General features: G+C 60.4%; 13 protein-coding genes and 2 tRNA genes. 11 read left to right on the top strand and 4 right to left on the bottom strand.

All coding sequences use genetic code 11. The features are described from left to right. The first annotated feature begins 35 nt into the window (after positions 1–35). The gene (locus tag ACZ5VE_RS02815) at positions 36–11309 is read left to right on the top strand and encodes a YDG domain-containing protein (RefSeq protein ID WP_464456565.1); all 11274 of its coding nucleotides are present in this window, start codon (positions 36–38) and stop codon (positions 11307–11309) included. Positions 11310–11451: 142 nt separating this feature from the next. Here ACZ5VE_RS02815 and ACZ5VE_RS02810 read toward each other — a convergent pair. Both ACZ5VE_RS02810 and hrcA read right to left on the bottom strand, forming a co-directional pair. After that, a tRNA-Ile gene (locus ACZ5VE_RS02810) sits at positions 11452–11528 on the bottom strand. 36 nt (positions 11529–11564) lie between these two features. Further along, positions 11565–12569, bottom strand: a complete 1005-nt coding sequence (hrcA, locus tag ACZ5VE_RS02805) for a heat-inducible transcriptional repressor HrcA (protein WP_464456564.1) — start codon at positions 12567–12569, stop codon at positions 11565–11567. A gap of 28 nt (positions 12570–12597) precedes the next feature. On the opposite strand from hrcA, the gene ACZ5VE_RS02800 reads away from it, so the two are divergent. Genes ACZ5VE_RS02800 through rapZ form a run of 3 tightly spaced genes read left to right on the top strand, consistent with a single transcriptional unit; the run spans position 12598 to position 16052 of the window. After that, positions 12598–13491, top strand: a complete 894-nt coding sequence (locus ACZ5VE_RS02800) for an NAD kinase (protein WP_464456563.1) — start codon at positions 12598–12600, stop codon at positions 13489–13491. A 3-nt stretch (positions 13492–13494) separates the two neighbouring features. Then, a complete protein-coding gene (gene recN, locus ACZ5VE_RS02795; protein WP_464456562.1) occupies positions 13495–15189 on the top strand; it encodes a DNA repair protein RecN in 1695 nt (564 codons plus the stop codon). Beyond that, the gene (gene rapZ, locus ACZ5VE_RS02790; protein ID WP_464457421.1) at positions 15186–16052 is read left to right on the top strand and encodes an RNase adapter RapZ; all 867 of its coding nucleotides are present in this window, start codon (positions 15186–15188) and stop codon (positions 16050–16052) included. Before recN ends, rapZ begins: the two co-directional genes overlap by 4 nt. Positions 16053–16146: 94 nt before the next feature. Here the strand turns inward: rapZ and mutY are convergent, their stop codons facing one another. Both mutY and mutM read right to left on the bottom strand, forming a co-directional pair. Continuing rightward, positions 16147–17187, bottom strand: coding sequence for an A/G-specific adenine glycosylase (mutY, locus tag ACZ5VE_RS02785; protein WP_464456561.1), 1041 nt, complete (start codon positions 17185–17187; stop codon positions 16147–16149). Further along, positions 17172–17987 (bottom strand): bifunctional DNA-formamidopyrimidine glycosylase/DNA-(apurinic or apyrimidinic site) lyase, encoded by an 816-nt coding sequence (mutM, locus tag ACZ5VE_RS02780; RefSeq protein WP_464456560.1) that lies wholly within the window; start codon positions 17985–17987, stop codon positions 17172–17174. Before mutM ends, mutY begins: the two co-directional genes overlap by 16 nt. A 77-nt stretch (positions 17988–18064) precedes the next feature. On the opposite strand from mutM, the gene ACZ5VE_RS02775 reads away from it, so the two are divergent. The 7 genes from ACZ5VE_RS02775 (at position 18065) to pth (ending at position 23773) form a co-directional block, all read left to right on the top strand. After that, a complete protein-coding gene (locus ACZ5VE_RS02775; protein ID WP_464456559.1) occupies positions 18065–19786 on the top strand; it encodes a tetratricopeptide repeat protein in 1722 nt (573 codons plus the stop codon). Then, positions 19783–20283 (top strand): lipoprotein insertase outer membrane protein LolB, encoded by a 501-nt coding sequence (locus ACZ5VE_RS02770; RefSeq protein ID WP_464456558.1) that lies wholly within the window; start codon positions 19783–19785, stop codon positions 20281–20283. The genes ACZ5VE_RS02775 and ACZ5VE_RS02770 overlap by 4 nt, the downstream gene beginning before the upstream one ends. A gap of 35 nt (positions 20284–20318) precedes the next feature. After that, positions 20319–21164: a 4-(cytidine 5'-diphospho)-2-C-methyl-D-erythritol kinase gene (gene ispE / locus ACZ5VE_RS02765; protein ID WP_464456557.1), complete on the top strand. Its 846-nt coding sequence runs from the start codon at positions 20319–20321 to the stop codon at positions 21162–21164. Between the two features lie 34 nt (positions 21165–21198). Beyond that, positions 21199–21275 (top strand) — tRNA-Gln (locus ACZ5VE_RS02760). Between the two features lie 41 nt (positions 21276–21316). Then, a complete protein-coding gene (locus ACZ5VE_RS02755; RefSeq protein WP_464456556.1) occupies positions 21317–22294 on the top strand; it encodes a ribose-phosphate pyrophosphokinase in 978 nt (325 codons plus the stop codon). 99 nt (positions 22295–22393) lie between these two features. Next, a complete protein-coding gene (locus ACZ5VE_RS02750) occupies positions 22394–23023 on the top strand; it encodes a 50S ribosomal protein L25/general stress protein Ctc (protein ID WP_464456555.1) in 630 nt (209 codons plus the stop codon). A gap of 114 nt (positions 23024–23137) precedes the next feature. Continuing rightward, entirely contained in the window at positions 23138–23773 is a 636-nt protein-coding gene (gene pth, locus ACZ5VE_RS02745) for an aminoacyl-tRNA hydrolase (RefSeq protein ID WP_464456554.1), read from the top strand. Positions 23774–23782 lie beyond the last annotated feature (9 nt).

Raw genomic sequence — 23782 nt, 5'->3', positions numbered from 1 at the left:
AACGCGCGCACTGACCACTGACCTCTTAGGTGACCATGAACAAATCCTTCCACAGCGTCTGGAACGCCAGCAAACAAGCCTACGTGGCTGCCGCCGAAACCGTCTCTGCCAAAGGCAAACCAAGCTCGGGCGTCAAACTGGCCGCTTTCATGGCAGGCCTGATGGGCAGCCTGCTCGGCACAATAGCCAATGCCCAAATCGCTCCGCCACCCAACACCCTGCCCACCGGCGGGCAGCTCAGCGCAGGACAGGCCAGCATCAGCACCAATGGTGCCAACATGGTCATCAACCAGAGCAGCAACCGCGCCGCCATCAACTGGCAAACCTTCAACGTGGGCAAGGACGCGCATGTGCAGTTTCAGCAACCCAGCGCCGCCAGCGTCACCCTCAACCGTGTGATGACCAGTGACCCCAGCCAGATCTTTGGCCGCATCAGCGCCAATGGGCAGGTGGTGCTGACCAACCCGGCGGGCGTGTACTTCAGCCCCAGCGCGCGGGTGGACGTTGGCGGCATTGTGGCCACCACGCATGGCATGAGCGATGCCGACTTCATGGCGGGCAAAAACCGCTACGAACGCAACGGCAGCACCGGCAGCGTGGTCAACGAAGGCGAGCTCAAAGCCTCACTGGGCAGCTACATTGCGCTGCTCGCGCCTGAGGTGCGCAACCAAGGTGCCATCATTGCGCAAATGGGCACAGTGGCGCTGGCATCAGGCGAAGCGATTGACCTGAAGTTTGACAGCAACAACCGCCTGACCAGTCTGCGTGTGGAGCCAAGCCAGATTGCAGCCTTGGTGGACAACCGCCATGCGGTACAGGCCCCAGGCGGCCTGGTCATCATCAGCGCGCAGTCGATGAATCAACTTGTAGGCGGCGTGGTGCGCAACAGCGGCCGTATCGAGGCCAACGGCTTGCAGCAGCAAGGTGGTCGCCTCGTACTGTCGGCCAGCACCAAGGTGGACAACACGGGCAGCATCAGCGCCAACGCCACAGCCGAAGGGCCTGCAGGCAAGATCGAGATCAGCGCCCCCTCGGTGAGCAACAGTGGCAGCATCAGTGCCACGGGCAATACCCAGCACAGCGCGGGCAGCGTGTTGGTGCAGGCGACCAACTTCACGCAAACCGCCACTGGCAGCATCGAGCTGCGCGCGCCCATGCAAGGCGGGCAGCTCAAGATTCAGACCACTGGCAATGCGAACCTGCAAGGCAGCATGAACACGCAGGCCACACAAGACCGAACCAGTGAAGGTACAGCCACCCAAGGCGGCCAGATCGACATCGCCGCGCAAGGCGACATTGAAGTGAACAACGCCACGCTGGACGCCAGCGGCGGCCAAGGCGGTGCCATCGCATTGCGAGCAAAGGCACCCAGCCAGCCGGACAACCCGAACCCGCTGCCGGATGCGCCGGGCCAAGGCCGTCTGGCCATCATGGGCAACAGCACGCTCAGCATCCGTGGGCGCAGTGGCAATGGCGGCAGCGCCACGCTGTTGGGCGACCAGATCGACTTGCTGGATACAACGCACATCGACGCCACAGGATCAGCAGGCGGCGGCAACGTGCTGGTGGGCGGCGACTGGCAGGGCAGCAACGGCGTGTACCAGGCCACCACGGTGACGATGGCTGAAGGCGTCAGCATCGACGCCAGCGCCACCATGCAAGGCGATGGCGGCAAGGTGGTGCTGTGGAGTGATGTAAACAACCCGAATTCCGTCACCACCGCACAGGGCACCGTGCTGGCCAAAGGTGGTGCGCTGGGCGGCAATGGCGGGCAGGTGGAAACCTCAGGTCACCAACTACAGGTCGAAAACATCACGATCAGCACAGTTGCACCTATGGGCACCACAGGCCAATGGTTGCTGGACCCTTACGACATCACCATCAGCGCCGGTACTCAAGCAGGTGTGAGTTCAAGTTATACCGGAACCGCCAACTCTGCCGTCATCAATGTCAGCACGCTCCAAACGGCGCTGGGCACCAACAACGTCACGGTCGCAACCGGCAGCAGCGGCACGCAAAACGGTGATATCACGGTGGCCAGCGCCATTAATTCAAGTAGCGCCAACAGCCTCACCCTCACGGCTTCACGCAACATCGCCATCAATGCGCCATTGGCATTGAACGGCAGTTTCACCGCAAACGCGGGTGTCACCATCTCGCTCGGGGCAAATGTGATCACCAGCGGTGCACAGCAGTACACGGGCAATGTCACGGTGTCGGCTACCAATGTCGCTTTGTCGACGTTGGGCAATGGCTCGGCGGGCAACGCCTTGGGCTTCAGCGGCAACATCAACGGTGCCACGGCGAATGCCAACAACCTGTATTTACTCTCGGGCTCGGGTGCGCTGAATGTAGCGGGCAGCGTGGGAAACATTGCAGCGCTGGGCACGCTGGGCTTGGGGTATGAATCCGTTTCCGTGGCGCCGGTCACTCAAACGTTTAATTACACGGCTTCTTACCAAACATTTACGGCAACCAGCACAGGAACATATACCTTTTCCGTATGGGGTGCCCAAGGGGGCGGAGGCGGAGGCGGACTAGGGGGATATGCCAATGGTACTTACAACTTGATTGCAGGGCAGACCATCGTGGTGGCGGTTGGCGGACGAGGCAGCTATTCTGGTGGCTGGAATGGAGGTGGCTGGGGTGGTTCCTACAGTGGCTATGGCGGGGGCGGTGCAACAGACATTCGTCTGGATTATTCAACGAACAACCGACTCCTCGTAGCTGGTGGCGGTGGTGGGATGGGGGGTTACAGTAGTGACGCTATCTTCGTAGGGGGTGGAGGCGCAGCAGGTAGCGCGGGCGGTACGGGATCTATGTCTGTCCCGGGTTATGGCGGAGAAGCTGGGGGAATTGCTAATGGCGGGCTTGGTGGCGCGGTGAACACATACCTCTCCATTTGTAATACCTGTGCTCTGACTTCCAACACCTCTGGCGGTGGCGGTGGCGGTGGCGGTGGCTACTATGGAGGAGGCGGTGGTGGTGGTGGGACGATTCGTCTGAAGAGTAGTAATATTTCCGGAGGAATAGGTGCAAATGGCGTTTTAGGTTCGGGTGGAAACGGCGGTGCCAATGCAACTTCTACGGTTAGTTGGTATGGTGGTGGTGGTGGTGGTGGTGGTGGTGGCTCATCTTGGGCTGGCGGCGTAGCAGGAGGTGTGACCGCTTCAGGCAATGCCTCTATGCCCAACCCCGCAGGCGGTTCGATGACAGGAAATACTGGCAACGGATACGCAATGATCACTGCGGCAGGCGGTATTGCCTACGTCGCGGGCGCGCAAACGGGCACCATCACGATTGGCAGCGGAGTGAACGCCAGCAGTCTCCTAACGGCGGCTACTAACTTTCAACTCAAAATTGGTCAGTCCGTCGCTGCCAGTACCTCGACTCTGACCACTGACACCACATTGAAAAACACGGGTGGATTTGTCATGGGCACGGTAACCAATCCACACAACTTAGTTGTGACAGGCTCGTTTGCCACGGACACCAGCGGGGTTGCGCAACTTAACGGGGGCGTTACAACGACCACCACCCAAACGTATGGCGGCGCAGTGTTGTTGCTTGGCGATACCACATTGACCAGTATCGGCGCCTCTAGCATCAACGGGGCAGTCTCGGGCAGTGCCAGTTTCACCAAAGCAGGCTCGGGCACACTGACCTTGGCAGGGGCAAATTCCTATATTGGCGCAACGACAATCAGCGCTGGCACGCTCAAGGTGACGGGCAGTTTGGCAGATGGCACAGCAGTTTCAATTGCTTCGGGTGCCACATATGACGTTTCGGCCACCGATGCGGTTGGTTCCTTGGCTGGCGCGGGCTCGGTTTTGTTAGGCAGCGGAATCACCTTGACTGCCGGTGGGCTCAATACGAGCACCAGCCTGAGCGGCGCAATGTCGGGGGCCGGGGCATTCACAAAAGCTGGTACGGGCACGCTGACGCTCAGTGGGTTGAATACTTACACAGGTGGCACGACCATCAGCGCCGGTACGCTGGCGCTTGGCGCCAGTAACGTGCTGGCGGATGCAGGATCGGTCAACGTCAGTGGTGGCACCTTTTCAGTCGGCACCTTCAACGACACGGTGGGTGCGATCTCCGTCAGTACAGGCAGCATCTCCGGAAGCACCGGGGTGTTGACCGGTAGCAGCTACGCCAGTACAGATGGTGGCACCGTTTCTGCGATTCTGACAGGGACCGGATCGCTCACAAAAACAGGGGCAGGTACGCTCACACTCAGCGGTGCCAACACTTACAGCGGCACAACCACCGTCAGCGCGGGCACCTTACAGGTTGGCGCTGGTGGCACCAGCGGTACGCTGGGCCTCGGCTCAATAACAAACAATGCGGGGCTGGTATTCAACCGCACGGATAACGTGACGGTAGCCAACGCCATTGGCGGCGCAGGTTCGCTCACCCAACAAGGCAGCGGCACGCTGACCCTGACGCAAAACAACACCTTTACCGGCACCAACACCATCGCCAACGGTGTGCTGGTGCTGTCCAATAACGCACCGAACCCGAGCAGCAAGAACTTCACCGGCACGGGGCAGTTGCGCATTGAACCGGCCACCGCCAGCAACAGCTTCACGTCGCCGTTTTCCACATTGGGGTGGACCTTTGCTTCCACGTTGACTGGCCTGACCCTTGGCAAGAGCTCCAACACAGCCGACATGACCGTGGCCAACGCGATCGGTATCGCCGGGCCCATCGGCATTTATGGCGGCAACATTGCCATCAATGCGGGGCTGGTGACCACGGCACTTCTCGACAGCAATGCCATCATCACCCTCAAAGGCTCAGGCAATGTGACCGATGGTGCCAGCGGCTTCGTGCAAGCAGGCCAGCAAACCACTCTGGGGCAAAGAAGCGGTAGCCTGCTGCTGTTGGGCGGCAATGTGACGCTGGATAACAGCGCCAACAACGATGTGGGCACCGTGGCCGCCAGTGGCGTCAGTGGCCTGACCTATCTGGATTACGGCGGCCTGATCATCGGCACGGTGGGTAGCACATCGGGTGTGTCGGCCACGGGCGTGGTGGACATTGGCAGCCAAATCGGTTCGCTGCGCGTGAGCAAAGATGTGGTCACCACCAATGCCAGTGCCACCGCCCTGACCTTGAATGCCAGCATCGGCAGCGCCGTGGGCGCCGATCTGCTCAGCAACATCCTGATCAGCAGCAGCCCCAGCTACACCCCTACCATTTCGGTGGGCAGCGGCGGCATCGGCAGGCTCTACACCGGTGGCATCACCACCGACAGCCAGCGAGTGTCGCAACTCAGCGGTTTAACTGCGGGCCACTTCCGCTACAACGCGGACGAGACGGCCAACTTTTCAACGGGGGGTTGGACGGCATTGGGCGCGGGCATCAACGCGATTTACCGCCAACAACCCAGTGCCACGGTCACACTCGCCAGCAAGTCCATGACTTACGGAGATGCACTGCCAACGCTCACAGGCAGCGTCAGCGGCGCAGTCAATGGCGACAGTGTCAATTACGTGATCAACAGCCGCCTCAACTCAAGCAGCGGCAACATCAAGGTGGGAAGCTACACCCTGACCGAAACCGGTCTGGCCGGTTTGGGCTACAGCATGAGCGTGACCAACGCCACACTGAGCGTGGCGCAAAAGGCACTGACACTGACCGGCCTGCTGGCCAGCGATAAAACCTACAACCGCGATGCGACCGCAATCATTTCGAGCTATGGCACCTTGTCGGGCGTGATGGGCAGTGGCGCCAGCACCGATGCGATTTCACTGGTGACCACGGGCGTGACTGCGGCCAATCGCACGTTCGACGACTGGAACGCCGGCGTCAACAAGACGGTGAGCGTGAGCGGTCTGAGCCTGAGTGGCACCGACTCGGCCAACTACACCATTGGCAACCAGATCACCACCGCCACCATCAACAAAGCGGCGCTGACCTTGACGGCCAGCAGCGACACCAAGGTGTATGACCGCACCACCACGTCCAGCGGCACCGTGAGCTATAGCGCACTGGTAACAGGTGACAGCATTTCGGGGCTGACGCAGTCTTTTGACGGCAAGAATGTTCAGGGCACCAACGGCTCGACCTTGCGTGTTGACAGCGGCTACACACTGAGCGATGGCAATAGTGGCAACAACTACGCTGTGACTCTGGTCAGTGCCACAGGCACCATCACGCCCAAAAACCTGACCCTCTCAGGTGCAAGCGGCGTGAACAAGACTTATGACGGCACGATCAGCACAACGGGGCTGGTGCTAGATGGCACCAACACGGCTGCAGCGGCCATGGGAAGTCTGGGGGGCGTGATCAGCGTCGATACGGTCACCACAGCGGGTGCACCGGTGTTTACCAGCGCCAATGTGGCGCGAGATAGCGGCACTGGCGCAGTCATCACCCAAGCCATACAACGTGGCACGGTGGCGCTCAGTGGCACCGATGCTGGCAACTACAACCTGAGCTGGACCAACGGCTCTGGCACGATCAACCCTGCCACCCTGACAGTGAGGGCCAACAACGAAGCCAAGTTCGTGACGCAGGCCGATCCGACATTCAGCGCAAGTTACAGTGGTTTTGTGAATGGCGAGACCGCCACCACCCCTGGCGTACTCAGCGGAACATTGGCAGTGACACGCTCGCCCAGCGGACCCGATGGCAATACCTCAGGCAGCAACACGCTAGCCGGCACCTACACCGGTGCCATCACGGCCAGCGGCTTGGCGGCCAACAACTACACGGTCAATTACGCCCCCGGCAACTTCACCATTGCGAGTTCGGACCAGTTGATCGTGCGCGCCAGCGGCACCAGCACCTACGGCAGTGCAGCGGCATACAACATCTCCTCTGCATCGTATTGGGATCAGGCGGCCAACTCGGGCGCAGGTGCAGAGGTGGTGCTCACGGGCATCACGCCCAACGGCAACAACAATTTCACCGTGCCTGACGGGGCCAGTGCCTCGGCCACCTTCACCTTGGCCCCAGCCAATGCTCAGACCTCGGGCGCAGGTCAACTCAAGGCAGGCAGCTACCAGCTGGCCACCAGCGGGACCGTTCTGGAAAACAGTGGAAATTTCAGCAATTCGCTCGTGGTGGTGGGCACGCACCAGGTCAACCAGGCAGCCTTGACGCCGCTGGTGAACACTGAGGCCAAGACCAAGACCTATGACGGCACCGCCGCCATGAACGGCCTGAACTTGGACGCCGCCGTTACCGGAGTGCTGACCCGCGATGTGGTCACTCTGAGTGGTTCGGGCACCTTCAGCGACAAGAACGTCAGTCGCAATGCAGGTGCTCTGGCAGCCAACAAGTCCTACACCGTCTCTGGCATTGGCCTGAGCGGTGCGGATGCCAGCAACTATTACCTGTTGTTCAGCAGCATCAGCGGCAGCGATGGCCAAATCACGCCCAAAACGCTGACGGTGGCCTACACCGGTGTGGACAAGGGCTATGACGGCCTGTCGACCGCCTCTGTGACGACCAGCGACAACCGCATCACCGGCGATACCTTGAGCATCGTTCGCACGGCCAATTTCGTCAGCACCAGTGGTGAAGCTGCCAAGAACGTACTTCGCGATACCAACGGGAACGTCATCGCCAAGAACATCAACATCACGGGTGCGGGTCTTTCAGGTGCGGATGTCCTGAATTACGACTTGGCGAGCACCACCGGTTTGGCAACTGCCCAAATCACCCCCGCTTCGTTGGTCATTTCCGGCATCGTCGGCACAGACAAGACTTACGACAAAACAACCATCGATACGCTGAACGTCGCGAATCTCCAGAAAAACGGCCTGGTGAGCGGCGATACCGTCACGGTCAACGCCACCGGCGCCTTTGCCGAGTACAACGCCAGCCTAGGTAAAGCGGTGATGATCAGCAGCAGCTACTCTGGCGCAGATGCAGGCAACTACACCATCACCGGCCAGACGGGCACGACTGCCTCGATCTTCAAGCGCGAGGTGACTGTCTCGGCTGCTGGCGGCATCAGCAAAGTGTATGACGGCACCACGGACATGAACGGTGTCAGCATCACCGTGGCTGCGGTCAACGGCGTCGCAGCATCCGGCGTGGTGACTGGTGACACGGTCAGCGTGTCCGGCGCGGGTAGCTTCAGCTCGGCGAATGTCAGCCGGGATGCAAATGACAATGTGCTCGCCAACAAGAGCTACACCTTGGCCGATCTGCAACTGAGTGGTACTTCTGCGAGCAACTACATGATCGTCGGCGGTGCCACCAGCATCACTGGCAGCGACGGGCGCATTGATCCGAAAACACTCACGCTGACTGGCTTTGCCGCTGACAACAAGGTGTATGACGGCACCGTTGCGGCTACCGTTGCTAATGCGGGGTCGCTCAGTGGTGTTGTGGGCACAGATGCAGTCAACTTCAACCACAGTAATGCCACATTCAGCAGCAAGTCTGCAGCAGACAACAAGACGGTGACCCTCAACGGAATTTCTCTGAGCGGGGGTGATATCAGCAACTACACCCTCTCAAGCAACCCGGTGACCACCTTGGCCAGCATCCACCAAGCCTCACTCACGGTGACCGCTAATGCCGACACCAAGACCTACGACGGCACCTTGGCTGCGAGCGGTACAGGCACCGTTGGTGCATTGGCCGGTGCTGGCGATACGGTCAACTCGGCGGGTTCTCAGGCTTTCACCGACAAAAACGCTGGCATCGGCAACAAGACCGTGCAAGCATCGGGCGTCACCCTCAAGGACGCCAGTGGTGCCGACATGACCAGCAACTACGCCATCAGCTATGTCGACAACACCACCAGCACCATCAACAAGGCCACGCTGACCGTCACTGGCACCAGCGTCGCAAACAAGGTCTACGACGGCACCACCACAGCCTCACTCAGCGGCGGAATCCTGGTGGGGGTCGTGGGCACTGAGGACGTCACGCTAATGCAAGCTGGCACCTTTGCAGACAAGAACGTCGACACCGGCAAGGTCGTGACGGCAGCGGACACGGTTGGCGGCACGGATGTGGGCAACTACACGTTGACGCAACCCACGGGCCTGAGCGCCAACATCACGCCGAAGGCGATCACGGTCAGCGGCATCACGGCGGCGGGCAAAGTCTATGACGGCAGCACAAGCGCGGCCGTGAATGCCTCGAATGCCTCTGGCTGGTTCAGCGGCGATCAGGTCACAGTCAACGCCACCGGTGTGTTTGACACACGACACGTCGGCACTGGCAAAACCGTCACATTGAGCAGCAGCTACACCGGCAACGATATAGGCAACTACACCCTCACCGATCAGGCCAGCACCACGGCGGATGTGAGCGCCAAGACCGTCAGCCTGAACCTGGCACCGGTTACCCGCGTCTACAACGGCCAGACCCTGCAGAGTGCCAACACCACAGAGCTGCAGGCACTGGACAGCCAGCTGGGCGTGACAGGTGACAGCGTGTCGGCTGCGACGCTTACTTTTGACAACAAGAACGTGGGCACAGGCAAGAGTGCCGCGCTGAGCTCCGTGAGCCTGAACGACGGCAATGGCGGGCGCAACTACGTTGTGACACTGGGCTCGAACAACACCAGTGCCATCACGCGGCTGAACGCCGTCACCTGGACAGGCGGTTCGTCGGGCAACTGGTTCGACCCGGCCAACTGGGCCGGTGGGGCGGTGCCCGACCTGGCCAACGTGGCCAATGTGGTGATTCCATCTGGCGTGAATGTGTCGTTCAACTCGGCTTCCGCCCAAAGCCCGGTGGATACCTCGGGGGTGGTGAGCCTAGACAGCCTGGGTGCGCAGGGCAGCCTGACGCAAGCCAATGGCACACTCAACATTGGCAGCGGCGGCATGCTGCTGGCCAGCTACACGCAAAGCGGTGGCGCCCTGAACAATGCGGGGACGACCACGGTGACCGACTTCAGCCAGTCTGGTGGCAGCTTCAGCGGCACGGGTGCCATCACCACGGGCAGCCTGACGCAGACTGGCGGCACACTCAATGCCGGTGGCAACCTGACGGTGAGCAATGGTTTTAGCCAGGGCAGCACAGGCAGCATCAACGTGGCAGGCAACACCAGCATCACCGACACCAGCGGTGGGGTGCAGCTGGGCAACTTGAACAGCACGGGCCCCCTGAGCATCATCAGCAACGGTGGCGCGATCACACAGGCCGCGGGTACATCCATCACAGCATTGGACGTCAGCAGCTTGACCGCTTCGACCGGCAGCAACCCGGTGGTGTCTGCTGACATTGTTCTCAGCAACGCCGACAACAACTTCGTGGGTACGGTATCGGCCCATGGTGCGAGCGTCACACTCAACGACATCAACAGCCTTACGCTGGGCAATGTGACCGCTACAAGCACCTTGGCTGCAACAGCTGCCACCGACATCACGTTGGATGGCACCTTGAATACGGCAAGCCTCAGCATAACGGCCACCACCGGCGGCATCAATCAAACCGGCGGCACATTGACTACCACCACCGGCCCAACCCACTTGACGGCGGCCACTGACATCAGTCTGGTCAATGCCAATGACTTCAACGGCACCGTCAATGCTTCTGGGAACAAGGTCACTTTGAACGACGTCAACAGCTTGACACTGGGCAATGTCAACGCTTTGGGTGACGTCAAGCTGAGCAGTTCGGGCGCACTCGACATAGGCAACACCACGGCGGCTGGCAACCTGCTGGCCAACAGTGGCAACGACAACATGACCCAAAGTGGGGCTCTTCGCATCACTGGGCATGGCACTTTCATCGCTGGCGCCGGTGAAATTGTGTTGACAAACGCGGCCAACAGCCTGCCCAACGGCGTGACCGTACAGGCCAGCCGCTACACCATCACTGGCGATACACGCAAGTTGGCTGCTGATGCGGCGGCTACCGTGCAAGGCAGCCAGCCAGCCGGTGCTTCGGGCAGCGCCAGTGCAGCCACCACCACACCTCAACCTTTGGTGTTGTCATCGGTCGCACCGTCTTCCAGCACCGAATCCGCAACAGCTGCTTCGTCTCCGACGGGAGCCAACAGCGCTGGCGTGACCGTTGATCTTCACAACATGGGACAGCAAGACACCCCATTGATGGTTGCCGTCTCTCTGCCCAAGGGCGCGTCGACGGTCGGTACCGGCTTCAGCTTCGAACTGCCCGAGACCGTGAAGGCGATGGCAACGCAGAGCACAGCCCTGCAGATCACCCAGAGCAACGGCAGTCCCCTGCCGTCGTGGCTGAAGTTCGATCAGCAAGGGATGCGCTTTGAGGCCGCTGCCGTGCCCGACAGTGCTCTGCCCATGCAGTTGGTGGTGGCCATGGCCGGTCAGCGCGTGACGGTGGTGATTTCGGAGCGAACAGAATAAGTCGTCGTCCCTGCAAAAACCCTGGACCGTGCGTGAACACTGGCGGTCTCGGGTGACATGTTCTTTCGCCAACATGGTTTGACCCATGCTATCGAAACACGCATATATAAAAAAAGCCACCCGAAGGTGGCTTTTGAAGGATTGGTAGGGCGTCACGGACTTGAACCGTGGACCAAAGGATTATGAGTCCTCTGCTCTAACCAACTGAGCTAACGCCCCAACCGAAGCCGTGATTGTAGTGGCCCGGTCGGCTGCTTATTTGGACTGACTCAGCGCGTTGCTGACCAAACGCGAGGTGATGTTGACGATCTGAATCATCCGGTCGTAGGGCATGCGGGTGGGGCCAATCACGCCCAGGGTGCCCACAATCTGGCCATCCACCTCATAAGGCGCGCTGACGACCGACAGCTCCTGCATGGGCACGATCTGGCTTTCACCGCCTATATAAATGCGCACACCTTCGGCCTGGCTGGACACATCCAGCAAACGCATGAGCTGGGTTTTTTGCTCAAACAGGTCAAACGCCCGGCGCAGGTGGCCCATGTCGCTGGAAAAGTCGCTCACCGACAACAGGTTGCGCTCACCGGCAATCACCACCTCGTTCTGGTCTTCGGCCAGCGCCTCGGTGCTGACCTGAACAGCGGCTTGCATGAGGGTGGCGATTTCGCTTTGCAAACTGACCAGCTCTTGCTGCACCCGGCTGCGCACCTGCTCGATGGCCATGCCGGCGTAGTGGGAGTTGAGGAAATTCGAAGTCTCGATCAGCTGGCTTTGCGAGTAGTCCGTCTCGGTGAACAGGATGCGGTTTTGCACGTCCCCTTCGGGCGAGACGATGATGACCAGCAAACGCCGCTCAGACAGGCGCAAAAACTCGATGTGCCGAAACACCGAGGCCCTGCGCGGCGTCATGACCACGCCCACAAAATGGGACAGGTTCGACAGCAAGTTGGCCGCGCTGGCAATCACCTTTTGCGGCTGGTCCGGCGTGAGCGCCGGGGTCTCCAAACCATCCCTTTGCACCGTGAGCATGGTGTCCACAAACAGGCGGTAACCCCGGCTGGTTGGTATGCGCCCGGCCGAGGTGTGCGGGCTGGCGATCAAGCCCAACTCTTCCAGGTCAGACATCACATTGCGGATGGTGGCGGGCGACAAGTCCAAGCCCGAGGCTTTGGAGAGCGTGCGTGAGCCCACAGGTTGGCCATCCGCGATATAGCGTTCAACCAGCGCTTTGAGCAATAACTTGGCACGATCATCTAGCATCGGTCCATTTTAATGATGTAATTTGCGCATGAGATCCAAATTCCGTCACGTTGCGCTCTTTGGCAAGTACCACACCACCGCCCACGGTGGGGGGCTGGAGAGTTCACGACGGGTTCTGGACGATGTGGCCCAGTTCCTGACACGGCAAGGCTGCGATGTCGTGCTGGACAAAGAAACCGCCCTGCACACCGGCTTGAACCAATACCCCATGCTGGACATGGCCGAGATCGGCAAGCAGTGCGATTTGGGTCTGGTCATTGGCGGCGACGGCACCATGCTGGGCATTGGCCGCCAGATGGCCCGCTACGCCCTGCCGCTGATCGGCATCAACCAGGGGCGGCTGGGCTTCATCACCGACATCCCCATCCAGAGCTACCAGGATGTGCTGCAGCCCATGCTGCAAGGCAATTACCAGACCGAAGACCGCAGCTTGCTGCAAGCGCATGTGCTGCGTGACCAACGCAGCGTCTTCAGCGCACTGGCCATGAACGACGTGGTCGTCAACCGGGGCGGCACCTCGGGCATGGTGGAGCTGCGCGTAGAGGTCGATGGCCGCTTTGTGGCCACCCAACGCGCCGACGGCCTGATCATCGCCACGCCCACGGGCTCGACCGCTTATTCGCTGTCGGTCGGCGGCCCCTTGATGCACCCCTCCATTGGCGGCTGGGTCATGGCGCCCATCGCGCCGCACACCTTGTCCAACCGCCCGATCGTGCTGCCCGAGTCGTCCGAGATCAGCATCGAGATCGTGGCCGGTCGCTATGTCAGCGCCAATTTCGACATGCAATCACTGGCCGAACTCATGCTGGGGGACCGGATCACGGTGCAGCGCTCAGAGCACAAAGTGCGCTTTTTGCACCCCGCAGGCTGGAACTACTTTGACACCTTGCGCAAAAAAATGCACTGGAATGAGGGCGTTTAAGCCGTGGCACTGACGCACATCACTTTGCGCGATTTTGTGATCGTGCACGAACTTGAACTCGATCTGGGCAGCGGCTTCAGCGTGCTGACGGGTGAAACCGGCGCAGGCAAATCCATCCTGATCGATGCCCTGCAACTGGCCCTGGGTGCCCGAGCCGAATCGGGCGTGGTACGCGAAGGTGCCACCCGTTGCGAGGTGTGTGCCGAGTTTGAACCGACGGCCGCCATTCAGGCCTGGCTCGAAGAAGCCGGTTTTGAAGCCACCACCGAATTGCTGCTGCGCCGCACCGTCGACACATCCGGCAAAAGCCGCGCCTGGATCAACGGCAGCCCGGCCACCGCCACACAACTGCGCGAGTTGGGCGAACAACTGCTGGACATTCATGGCCAGCACGCTTGGCAAAGCCTGACCCGCCCTGACGCCGTGCGCGGCCTGCTTGACGCCTACGCAGGCACCGACATCCGCCCGCTCAAAGCCGCCTGGCAAATTTGGCGACAAGCTCAGCAAGCCCTGGCCGACGCGAGCCAAGCGCAAAGCACATTGGCCAACGAGCGCGAGCGGCTGGCCTGGCAAATCGGCGAACTGGAAAAACTCAACCCGGTCTTGGGCGAGTGGCAAGACCTGAGCACCCAACACAGCCGTCTGGCCAATGCGCAGGCCCTGATGGACGGAGCAAACCAGGGCACGCTGCTGCTCGAAGGCGGCGATCACGACAGCGAAGGTGGTGCTTTGCGCCAGTTGACCCGCGCCATCCAGACGCTGCAATCGCTGGGCCAGTTTGAGCCCGAATTCAACGCCCTGGCCGACGTGCTGACCTCCGCCCAAGCCCAGGCCGAAGACGTGGCGCACAGCCTGCACGGTTATTTGCGCAAAACGGATCTGGACCCAGGACACCTGGCCCAGCTCGACGAACGCATGGGCTTGTGGCTGTCACTGGCACGCCGCTACAAAAAAACGCCGGACGAACTGCCGTTGACCCTGCAAACCTGGCGCCAGGAATTGGCCCAACTCGATGCAGCGGCCGATCTGGACAGCCTGCAAAAAGCCGAGCGTGCCGCGCAAGCCGCCTGCATGCAGGAAGCCAAAGCCGTCTCTCGCCAACGCCAGAAAGCCGCCAAACCACTGGCCCAAGCCGTCAGCAGCGCCATGCAACAACTGGGCATGCAAGGCGGACGTTTTGAAGTTCAGCTGCAAGCGCTGGATGCGCCTGCACAGTATGGCCTCGAAGAAGTCAGCTTTCTGGTCGCCGGGCACGAAGGCAGCACGCCGCGCCCGGTGGGCAAAGTGGCCTCGGGGGGCGAGCTGTCACGCATCGCGCTGGCCATTGCGGTCACCACCAGCGAATTGGGCGAGGCGGGCACCCTGATTTTTGACGAAGTCGACTCGGGTGTGGGCGGCGCTGTGGCCGAAACCGTGGGCCGCTTGATGAAACAGCTGGGCCTGCACCGCCAAGTGCTGGCCGTGACCCACCTGCCCCAGGTGGCCGCCTGTGCAGACAAACACTTGCTGGTCAGCAAAGCGGCGAGCAAGGGGCAAGTCAGCAGCCAGGTGCGGGCCGTCACGAGCGAAGAACGTGTGAGCGAAATCGCCCGCATGCTGGGTGGCGAAAAGCTGTCGGCCACCACCTTGGCCCACGCCAGAGAAATGCTGGGCGATGCCCCCTTGAAACCCGCAGGCCGCAAAGCCGCACAGAACTGAGCATGGACATCATCCTGATCACCGGCATGTCCGGCTCCGGCAAATCGGTCGCGTTACACGCACTGGAAGACGCTGGCTATTACTGCGTCGACAACTTGCCCCCCGAGTTGCTGATCCCCTTCGTCAAGCTCGAAGAGCAGCAAAAAGAGCAACGCCTGGCCATTGCGATTGACGTGCGCAGCGCCAACTCCTTGCACCTGATGCCCGAGCAAATGGCCTTGCTGCGCGACATGGGCATGACAGTGAAATCGGTGTTTCTGGACGCCACCTCTGACACCTTGCAGCGCCGCTATTCCGAGTCACGCCGCAAGCACCCGCTGTCTGGCGGCAGCAAACCGCAAAGCGACAAAGCGCTTTTCGAGACCATCGAGTTCGAACGCGAATTGCTGGCCGACTTGCGCGAACGCGCCCACGTCATTGACACCAGCTTGCTGCGCTCGGCGCAATTGCAGACTTACATCAAAACCCTGGTCAGTGCCCCCGTGGCGCAGCTGACCCTGGTGTTCGAATCGTTCGGCTTCAAGCGCGGCATTCCCACCGATGCCGACTACGTTTTTGACATCCGGATGCTGCCCAACCCGCACTATGAAAGCGCACTCAAGCCCCTGACAGGTCGCGACGCCCCGGTGCAAGACTATTTGCGGCAATCGGAAGAATTCGTGCAGATGCAATTGCAGATCGAAGGCTTTCTCAAGCAATGGATTCCAGCCATCGAGCGCGACCACCGCAGCTACGTGACGGTGGCGATTGGCTGTACCGGCGGGCAACACCGCTCGGTCTTCATGGTCGAGCAGCTGGCACAAAGCTTTGGTGCTCGCTGGCTCACACTCAAACGTCACCGGGAACTTGACGCGCTCCTCTGACCGCCACTCTTCCTGTAGGTTGGAGCTTCAGCTCCAACATCAGCGGGCGCGCCACGGACACATGTCGGGGCTGAAGCCACCGACCTACCGCAGCTCAGGCCGTCAACAAGGTCCGAATCGGTGCTGGCAAGCCCATCTCGGGCCACACATCGGCATCCACCCACTGCCCATCGCAAGCCGGTAAATGTTTCACACTGCCCGTCATCCGCACGGGGTGCAAATGAAGATCGCGGTGCGTCAGCACATGCTTCCAGGGCGCGATGTATTGGGGGTCTTTCCCCTGTGCCCAGGTGGCCAGCAATTCATCCTCTGAATCAAACACAGGCAAGCTGAACAAGCCCGCCCAGATGCCTTTGTCGGGCCGCTTTTGCAGCCACACCTGCCCTTGTGCATTGACTGCCCACAACAACCAGAGCGTGGCACTGCTGCGCTTGAGTTTGCGGGTCTTGACTGGGTAGGCCAGCGGCTCACCCTGCGCTTTGGCCTGGCACACAACGCTGACCGGGCAGACATCGCATTGGGCTTTGCGCGGCAAACACACCGTCGCACCCAAGTCCATCAAGGCCTGGGTGTAGCGCGGCATATCGGCCGGGTTTTCAGGCAACAGGTCTTGCGCCAATGCCCATAAGGCACGCTCGTTTTTGGCCACCGCGAGGTCATCGCCATAACCCAGCACGCGGGTCAGCACGCGCTTGACGTTGCCGTCCAGAATCGCTGCACGCTCCTGAAAGCAAAACGCCGCAATCGCAGCTGCGGTCGAGCGGCCAATGCCGGGCAGGGTTTGCAGGTCTTCCGCACGCCGGGGAAACGCCCCGCCAAAACGTCCCATCACTTCTTGCGCACACTTGTGCAAATTGCGCGCACGACTGTAATAGCCCAAGCCGCTCCACAGCGCCAGCACATCGTCTTGCGGGGCAGCCGCCAAAGCGGCCACATCCGGAAACCGTCCCAAAAACCGGGGAAAGTAATCCAGCACGGTGCTCACTTGCGTTTGCTGCAACATGATCTCGGACAACCAGACGCGGTAAGGGTCCTGGGTGTTTTGCCAGGGCAGGCTTTGGCGGCCGTGTTGGCGCTGCCAATCCACCATGCGGCGGGAAAATCCTTCAGACAAGGGGGTCATGGTTTCTGGCATTGGGGGCAATAAAAAGTGGTGCGCTGGCCTTGCAGCATGGACCGAATCGGGGTGCCGCACACACGGCAAGGCTCTCCAGCCCGGCCGTAAACGGCTGCTTCGAGCTGAAAGTAACCCGTGCGGCCTTCGGCATTGACAAAATCCTTGAGTGAGCTGCCGCCTTGCTCGACGGCGCGGGTCAGCACCTGAACAATGGCGGCATGCAGCTTCGCCACACGCGGCCTGGACAAACGCGCCGCTTTGGTGGTCGGACGAATACCCGCCATGAACAAGGCTTCTGATGCATAAATATTGCCCACGCCCACCACCACATCGCCTGCCAGCAGGACCTGCTTGATCGGGGACTGGCGCTTTTTCAGGGCCTCGGCAAAAGCGGCGACATCAAACTGGCCATTCAAAGGCTCGACCCCTAACCTGCCCAATAATTTTTGGGCTTCAGGCGAGTCTTCCGAAGGTGCCCAGACCACCGCGCCAAAGCGGCGCGGGTCGTGCAGGCGCAAAACGCCCCTGTCGGTCACCAGATCCATGTGGTCATGCGGCCCTGCTTCGGGCTGGGTGGGCGCAAAGTTCAAGCTGCCTGACATGCCCAGGTGCAGCAACAACAGCCCCCGATCCAGATCGAGCAACAGGTACTTGCCCCGACGGCGGGCACCCAGCACCTGCCTGCCCACCAGGCTTTCAGGCGACGCCCCCAAAGGCCAACGCAAGGGCTTGCCCATGTGCAAGGCCAAAATTTTGGCGCAGGCTATCCGGTCCGCAAAACTGCGACGGGTCACTTCAACTTCCGGGAGTTCAGGCATGCATTCATCTGGCGTCAAGGCAGGAAATCTGCCCCCGACGCACTTGTTCAAAAGGTGGCTGGATTATGATGGCCTGTATGAAATTCTGGTTTCGACTTGCTGTCTTGTCCTCGTGCGTCGTTGGTGCTTGGGCGCAGCCTGCAGCCCCAAAAGCCGAGGCCCCTCCAAAACAATCGGCACTGGACGCCGTCCTGTTCTACCAAATCTTGTTGGGTGAATTGAATGCCCGCCAAGGCTCGCCGGGCAGCGGTTTTTCGATCATGCTCGACGCCGCCCGCAAAACCCGGGACCCGGCCTTGTTTCAGCGCGCGGTCGACATTGCGCTGCAAGCCCGCTCTGGCGAAGCGGCGTTGCAAGCTGCACAAACCTGGAAAAAAGAAATCCCGTCCGCGGTTGAAGCCAGCCGGTATGTGCTGCAAATCTTGTTGGCGCTCAACCGGGTCGAAGAGGCGGGCAAAGCCCTGACGGTCTCCGTCCTCGAAGTGCCTTTAGAGCAGCAATCGGCTGCCATCGCCTCTGTGCCCCGACTGTTTGGCGTGGTTCAAGACAAGGCACTGGCGTCTGCCGTGGTTGAAAAAGCACTGGCGCAAGCACTCACCCAACCGCAAACATCGGCCTCAGCCTGGACCACCATTGGCCGTATGCGCCGCGATGCAGGCCAAATCACCTCGGCAGTCGACGCGTCTGTCAAAGGACACGCCGCCGATCCCAAGGCCCAAGGCCCCCTGATTCTGGCCTTGAGCTTGATGGTCTCAGACAACAGCACCCTCAAGCCCATGCTCGACGCGGCCATGAAAACCGATGTCGCGCCTGAGTTGCGTTTGGGCTATGCCCGCACCCTGGTTTCCCTGCAGCTATCGCCTGACGCCATCCGGCAACTGGTGGTGCTCAACACCCAGCACCCCGAATTTGCCGAAGGCTGGCTGATCCACGGCTTGGTACTGCAAGAAAACAACCAACTGCCCGAAGCCGAAAAACGCCTGGAGCAATACGTGCAACGGGTGGCCCAAAGCAAGTCACCCGAGCACCAGGCCGGGCTGGCCGAAGCCTTGATGTCTTTGGCGCAGATCGCACAAAAGAACGGGCAACTGGAACGCGCCAAGCAATGGTTGGCCCAAATGCCCGCCGGAGCAGACCCCATCAAACTCGCCAGCCGACAAGCCGACTTGCTGGCCCAACAAGGGCGCATGGACGAAGCCCGCAATGTGCTGGCCCAGGTCAAACCCGCCAATGCCGAGCAAGCCCAACGCAAGATTCTGGCGCAATCTTATTGGCTGCGCGAGCACCGCGAAGCCCAAGCCGCCTACACACTGGTCAAGGCCGCCTGGGAACGCCAGACCGACAACAACGAACTGCTGTCCGAGTTGGCGCTCATCTGCGAAAAACTCAAACGCTTTGACGAAATGGAGCTGCTGCTGCGCCAACTCATGGCCAAAGCACCAGAAGAGGCGCATGCCTTCAATGCATTGGGCTATTCGCTGGCAGACCGAAACATCCGCCTGGATGAAGCCCGTCAGTTGATCGAAAAAGCCGTGCAGCTGTCTCCGCAAGACGCCTACATCCAGGACAGCCTGGCCTGGGTGATTTTTCGCCAAGGCCAGCACCAGGAGGCCTTGCGCATCTTGCAAGCAGCCTACCAATCCAAACCCGATGCAGAGATAGCCGCCCATTTGGGCGAAGTGCTCTGGACCCTTGGCCAAACCCGTGAAGCCGGCACCATCTGGCGCGAAGGACTGCTGCTCAAAGCCGACAACGAAACGCTGGTCGAGACCCTCAAACGCTTCAACTTCAAGCCATGACGCCACACGGGCTTCAGCGCCGGGCATGGCTGAGCGTTTGCGGTCTGGGCCTGCTGGCACTGACAGGCTGTGCGACGCCTCGCCCCAAACCCACTGACACCGAGTCATTCTGGTCCGGCCGTCTGGCGCTGCAACTGCAAAGCACACCACCCCAAAACTGGAGCGCCAGCTTCGAACTGCAAGGCTCTGCCGAACAAGGCCAAATGACTTTGCTCAGCCCCATTGGCACCACCTTGGCGCGCCTGAGCTGGACACCCCAAGCCGCCTTGCTGGAACAAGGCCAGGACAAAACTGAGAGCAGCAGCCTGCAAAGCCTGAGCCAGCGCCTGACAGGCACAGACCTGCCCATTGCCGCCCTGTTTGAATGGCTGGCAGGCAAAGCCACCGATGCGCCCGGCTGGCAAGTGGACTTGTCCGCCCACCCGGAAGGCCGCCTGAGCGCACGCAGAAGCACGCCCGCACCCGAAGCCGTTTTGCGCATCGTGCTCGACCGCTGACCGGACACGTCCGGACGCTGGCGATAATCGTCCCCATGAAACAGCTGCACGACGTACCCGCACCGGCCAAACTCAACCTGTTTTTGCACATCACAGGCCAGCGCCCTGACGGCTACCACCTGCTGCAATCGGTGTTCATGCTCATCGATTGGTGTGACACCCTTCACTTTGAAAAGCGCCCAAGCCAAGCCATCAGCCGCGAGGACCTGACCATCCCGCTGCCCGATGACGACCTGATCACCCGCGCCGCCAGAATGCTGCAACAGCACATGGGTTGCACACAGGGCGTGCACATCGCGGTCGAGAAACAGATACCGGCCCAAGCCGGCATGGGCGGCGGCTCTTCTGACGCCGCCACCTGCCTGTTGGCACTCAACCAGCTGTGGAACTTGAAACTGGGCCTGCCCGAGCTCGAAAAACTGGGGCTGCAACTGGGCGCTGACGTGCCATTTTTCTTGCGTGGACACAACGCATGGGTGGAGGGCGTGGGTGAGCAAATCACCCCGATCGACTTGCCCCAAGCCCACTTTTGGGTCATCAAACCCCCCAGCGGAATTGAAACAGCGCAAATTTTTAAGCATCCGGGGCTTCAAAGGGCCACAAAGCCTGCTACAATTTCGGTCTTCGCTGCAGAGCCATATGACTTCGGTCACAATGATCTGCAACCCATCGCTGAAGCTGTATGCCCTGATGTTTCACAAGCGCTCCAAGTGCTTTCCAACGCAGGCATGAGCGGCAGAATGACGGGTTCTGGCAGTGCAGTGTTCGCGCATTGCACAACAGGCACAACGCCCAGTCCGGTCCCAGACCACTGGCAAGTGCGCCAATGCAGCAATTTGGAAGTTCACCCGTTAAAAGGTTGGGCATCCAGCGAAAGTTGATCGGTAGATCGCTGTTTCAGCGGTCAACCCGTGTAGGGGAGTCGCCAAGTTGGTTAAGGCACCGGATTTTGATTCCGGCATTCGAAGGTTCGAGTCCTTCTTCCCCTGCCAAATACGTTCACTCGTACAGGCCCTTTTTTCTGATCGCTGGAATGCACATGCAGCCTGCTTCACTCCCCCCCGAATTCATGCTGTTCACCGGCAACGCCAATCCTGTATTGGCTGCCGAAATCGCCCGTTGCCTGGGCACACAGCTCGGCGCCGTCGATGTGGGCCGCTTCTCTGACGGTGAAGTCACCGTCGAACTCAAGCAAAACGTCCGTGCTCGCGAAGTGTTTGTGGTTCAGTCCACCTGCGCACCGACCAACGAAAACCTGATGGAATTGCTGATCATGGTCGACGCGTTCAAACGCGCATCGGCTGGCCGCATCAGTGCCGTCATTCCTTATTTCGGTTACGCCCGCCAAGACCGCCGCCCACGCTCAAGCCGTGTGCCGATCTCGGCCAAAGTCGTAGCCAACATGCTGCAGGCTGTCGGCGTTGACCGCGTACTGACCATGGACTTGCACGCCGACCAGATTCAGGGTTTCTTTGACATCCCGGTCGACAACATTTACGCATCCCCTGTTTTGCTGGGCGACCTGCGCCAGAAAAACTACGAAGACCTGATCGTCGTGTCGCCCGACGTGGGCGGTGTGGTGCGCGCACGCGCACTGGCCAAGCAGCTCGGTTGCGATCTGGCCATCATCGACAAGCGCCGTCCTAAAGCCAACGTCAGCGAAGTCATGCACGTGATCGGCGAGATCGAAGGCCGCAACTGCGTGATCATGGACGACATGATCGACACCGCAGGCACCTTGGTCAAAGCAGCCGAAGTGCTCAAAGAGCGCGGCGCCAAAAAGGTCTACGCCTATTGCACGCACCCGATTTTCTCGGGTCCAGCCATCGACCGCATTGCCAAGGGCGAAGCCCTCGACGAAGTCGTGGTCACCAACACCATCCCGCTGTCGGCGCAAGCCGCAGCGTGTTCCAAGATTCGCCAACTCTCCGTGGCTCCGCTGATCGCCGAAACGATCAACCGGATTGCGCATGGCGAGTCGGTGATGAGCCTGTTCTCCGATCAAGCCTGATCGGAAAAAGGCCAACAGCGGCCAGCCGTCCTTGTGGACTGGCTGGCTTTTTTGAGTCAGGGTCGCACTGGTCGCGGTGGACCCTAGAAGGAGAAATGTATGAAATTTGTCGCTTTTGAGCGCGCTAAGCAGGGCACGGGTGCGAGCCGCCGTCTCCGCAATTCCGGTCGCACACCTGGCATCGTTTACGGTTCCACATCGGCCCCCCAACTCATCGAGCTGGACCACAACGCTTTGTGGCACGCCCTGAAAAAAGAAGCTTTCCACGCCTCGATCCTCGAGATGGAATTCAACGGTCAAACCAGCCAAGTGCTGCTGCGTGACTACCAAATGCACCCCTACAAGCAGTTGGTGCAACACATCGACTTCCAGCGCGTCGACGCCAACACCACTTTGCACATGAAAGTGCCCATGCACTTCAGCGGCGAAGAAGAGTCCGAAGCCGTCAAGACCGACAAGTGCACCGTCACTCACGTCGTGACTGAACTCGAAGTGGCTTGCTTGCCTGCCAACCTGCCCGAATTCATCGCGGTGGACTTGAAAGGCCTGACCATGGGCAAATCCCTGCACCTGAACGACATCACCTTGCCAGCTGGCTGCAAAGCCATCACGCACGGCAAGAAAAACCCGGTCCTCGTGTCCGTGGTGGCTCCTGTCGAAGAAGTGGTGGCAGCACCTGTGGCCGCTGCACCTGCAGACGCCAAAGGCAAGGGCAAAGGCAAGAAGTAATCTTCTTGTTTGGGCTGAAAAGCCCTGCGCCCAAAGGCCCGCTCTGCGGGCCTTTTTCTTTGGGCCAAAGCATTTCAGACAACACGGCCAAGAGCACAAGGATAATCACACACCATGATCAAACTCCTAGTCGGCCTGGGCAACCCGGGCAGCGAATACGAAGACACCCGCCACAACGCCGGTTTTTGGTGGATCGATGCGGTGGCACGCGAGCTCAAGGTCTCGTTGGTGCCCGAGCGCAGCTACCACGGCCTGATGGCCCGCACCACGGTCAACGGCCAGACCGTGTGGTTGCTCGAACCGCAGACCTTCATGAACCTGTCGGGCAAATCGGTCAGTGCGTTGGCGCGGTTTTTCAAAATCCAGCCGCAAGAGATTCTGGTGGCGCACGATGAACTGGACATTCCGCCCGGTGAAGCCAAGCTCAAACTGGGCGGCAGCCATGCCGGTCACAACGGCCTGCGCGACATCCATGCGCAGCTGGGCACTGCAGACTACTGGCGCCTGCGCATTGGTGTGGGCCACCCTGGCGACAAGGCCGAAGTGGTGAGCTGGGTTTTAAAGAAGCCGATGCTGGAGCACCGAAAAGCCATCGAAGACAGCATCCACCGCTCGGTGAGCGCTTTGCCGCTGTTGCTGGCAGGCGAGATGGAAAAAGCCATGGCCAAGATTCACACCAGCAAGCCCCCACGGCCCAAACCACCCAAGCCGGTCAAGGCCCCGGCGGCAGAGAACACCACCCCCGAGTAATTCGGGCCG

The sequence above is a fragment of the Limnohabitans sp. INBF003 genome, assembly GCF_055396645.1.
This window is presented reverse-complemented; position numbering and strand designations above follow the sequence as displayed.

What these genes read in the sequence shown, in the direction of transcription:
- ACZ5VE_RS02815 (WP_464456565.1), top strand. Translation starts at nt 36, where the DNA reads ATGAACAAATCCTTCCACAGCGTCTGGAACGCCAGCAAACAAGCCTAC.
- ACZ5VE_RS02750 (WP_464456555.1), top strand. Translation starts at nt 22,394, where the DNA reads ATGAAATTTGTCGCTTTTGAGCGCGCTAAGCAGGGCACGGGTGCGAGC.
- mutM (WP_464456560.1), bottom strand. Translation starts at nt 17,987, where the DNA reads ATGCCTGAACTCCCGGAAGTTGAAGTGACCCGTCGCAGTTTTGCGGAC.
- mutY (WP_464456561.1), bottom strand. Translation starts at nt 17,187, where the DNA reads ATGCCAGAAACCATGACCCCCTTGTCTGAAGGATTTTCCCGCCGCATG.
- hrcA (WP_464456564.1), bottom strand. Translation starts at nt 12,569, where the DNA reads ATGCTAGATGATCGTGCCAAGTTATTGCTCAAAGCGCTGGTTGAACGC.
- ACZ5VE_RS02800 (WP_464456563.1), top strand. Translation starts at nt 12,598, where the DNA reads ATGAGATCCAAATTCCGTCACGTTGCGCTCTTTGGCAAGTACCACACC.
- ACZ5VE_RS02755 (WP_464456556.1), top strand. Translation starts at nt 21,317, where the DNA reads ATGCACATGCAGCCTGCTTCACTCCCCCCCGAATTCATGCTGTTCACC.
- ACZ5VE_RS02770 (WP_464456558.1), top strand. Translation starts at nt 19,783, where the DNA reads ATGACGCCACACGGGCTTCAGCGCCGGGCATGGCTGAGCGTTTGCGGT.
- ACZ5VE_RS02775 (WP_464456559.1), top strand. Translation starts at nt 18,065, where the DNA reads ATGAAATTCTGGTTTCGACTTGCTGTCTTGTCCTCGTGCGTCGTTGGT.
- pth (WP_464456554.1), top strand. Translation starts at nt 23,138, where the DNA reads ATGATCAAACTCCTAGTCGGCCTGGGCAACCCGGGCAGCGAATACGAA.
- ispE (WP_464456557.1), top strand. Translation starts at nt 20,319, where the DNA reads ATGAAACAGCTGCACGACGTACCCGCACCGGCCAAACTCAACCTGTTT.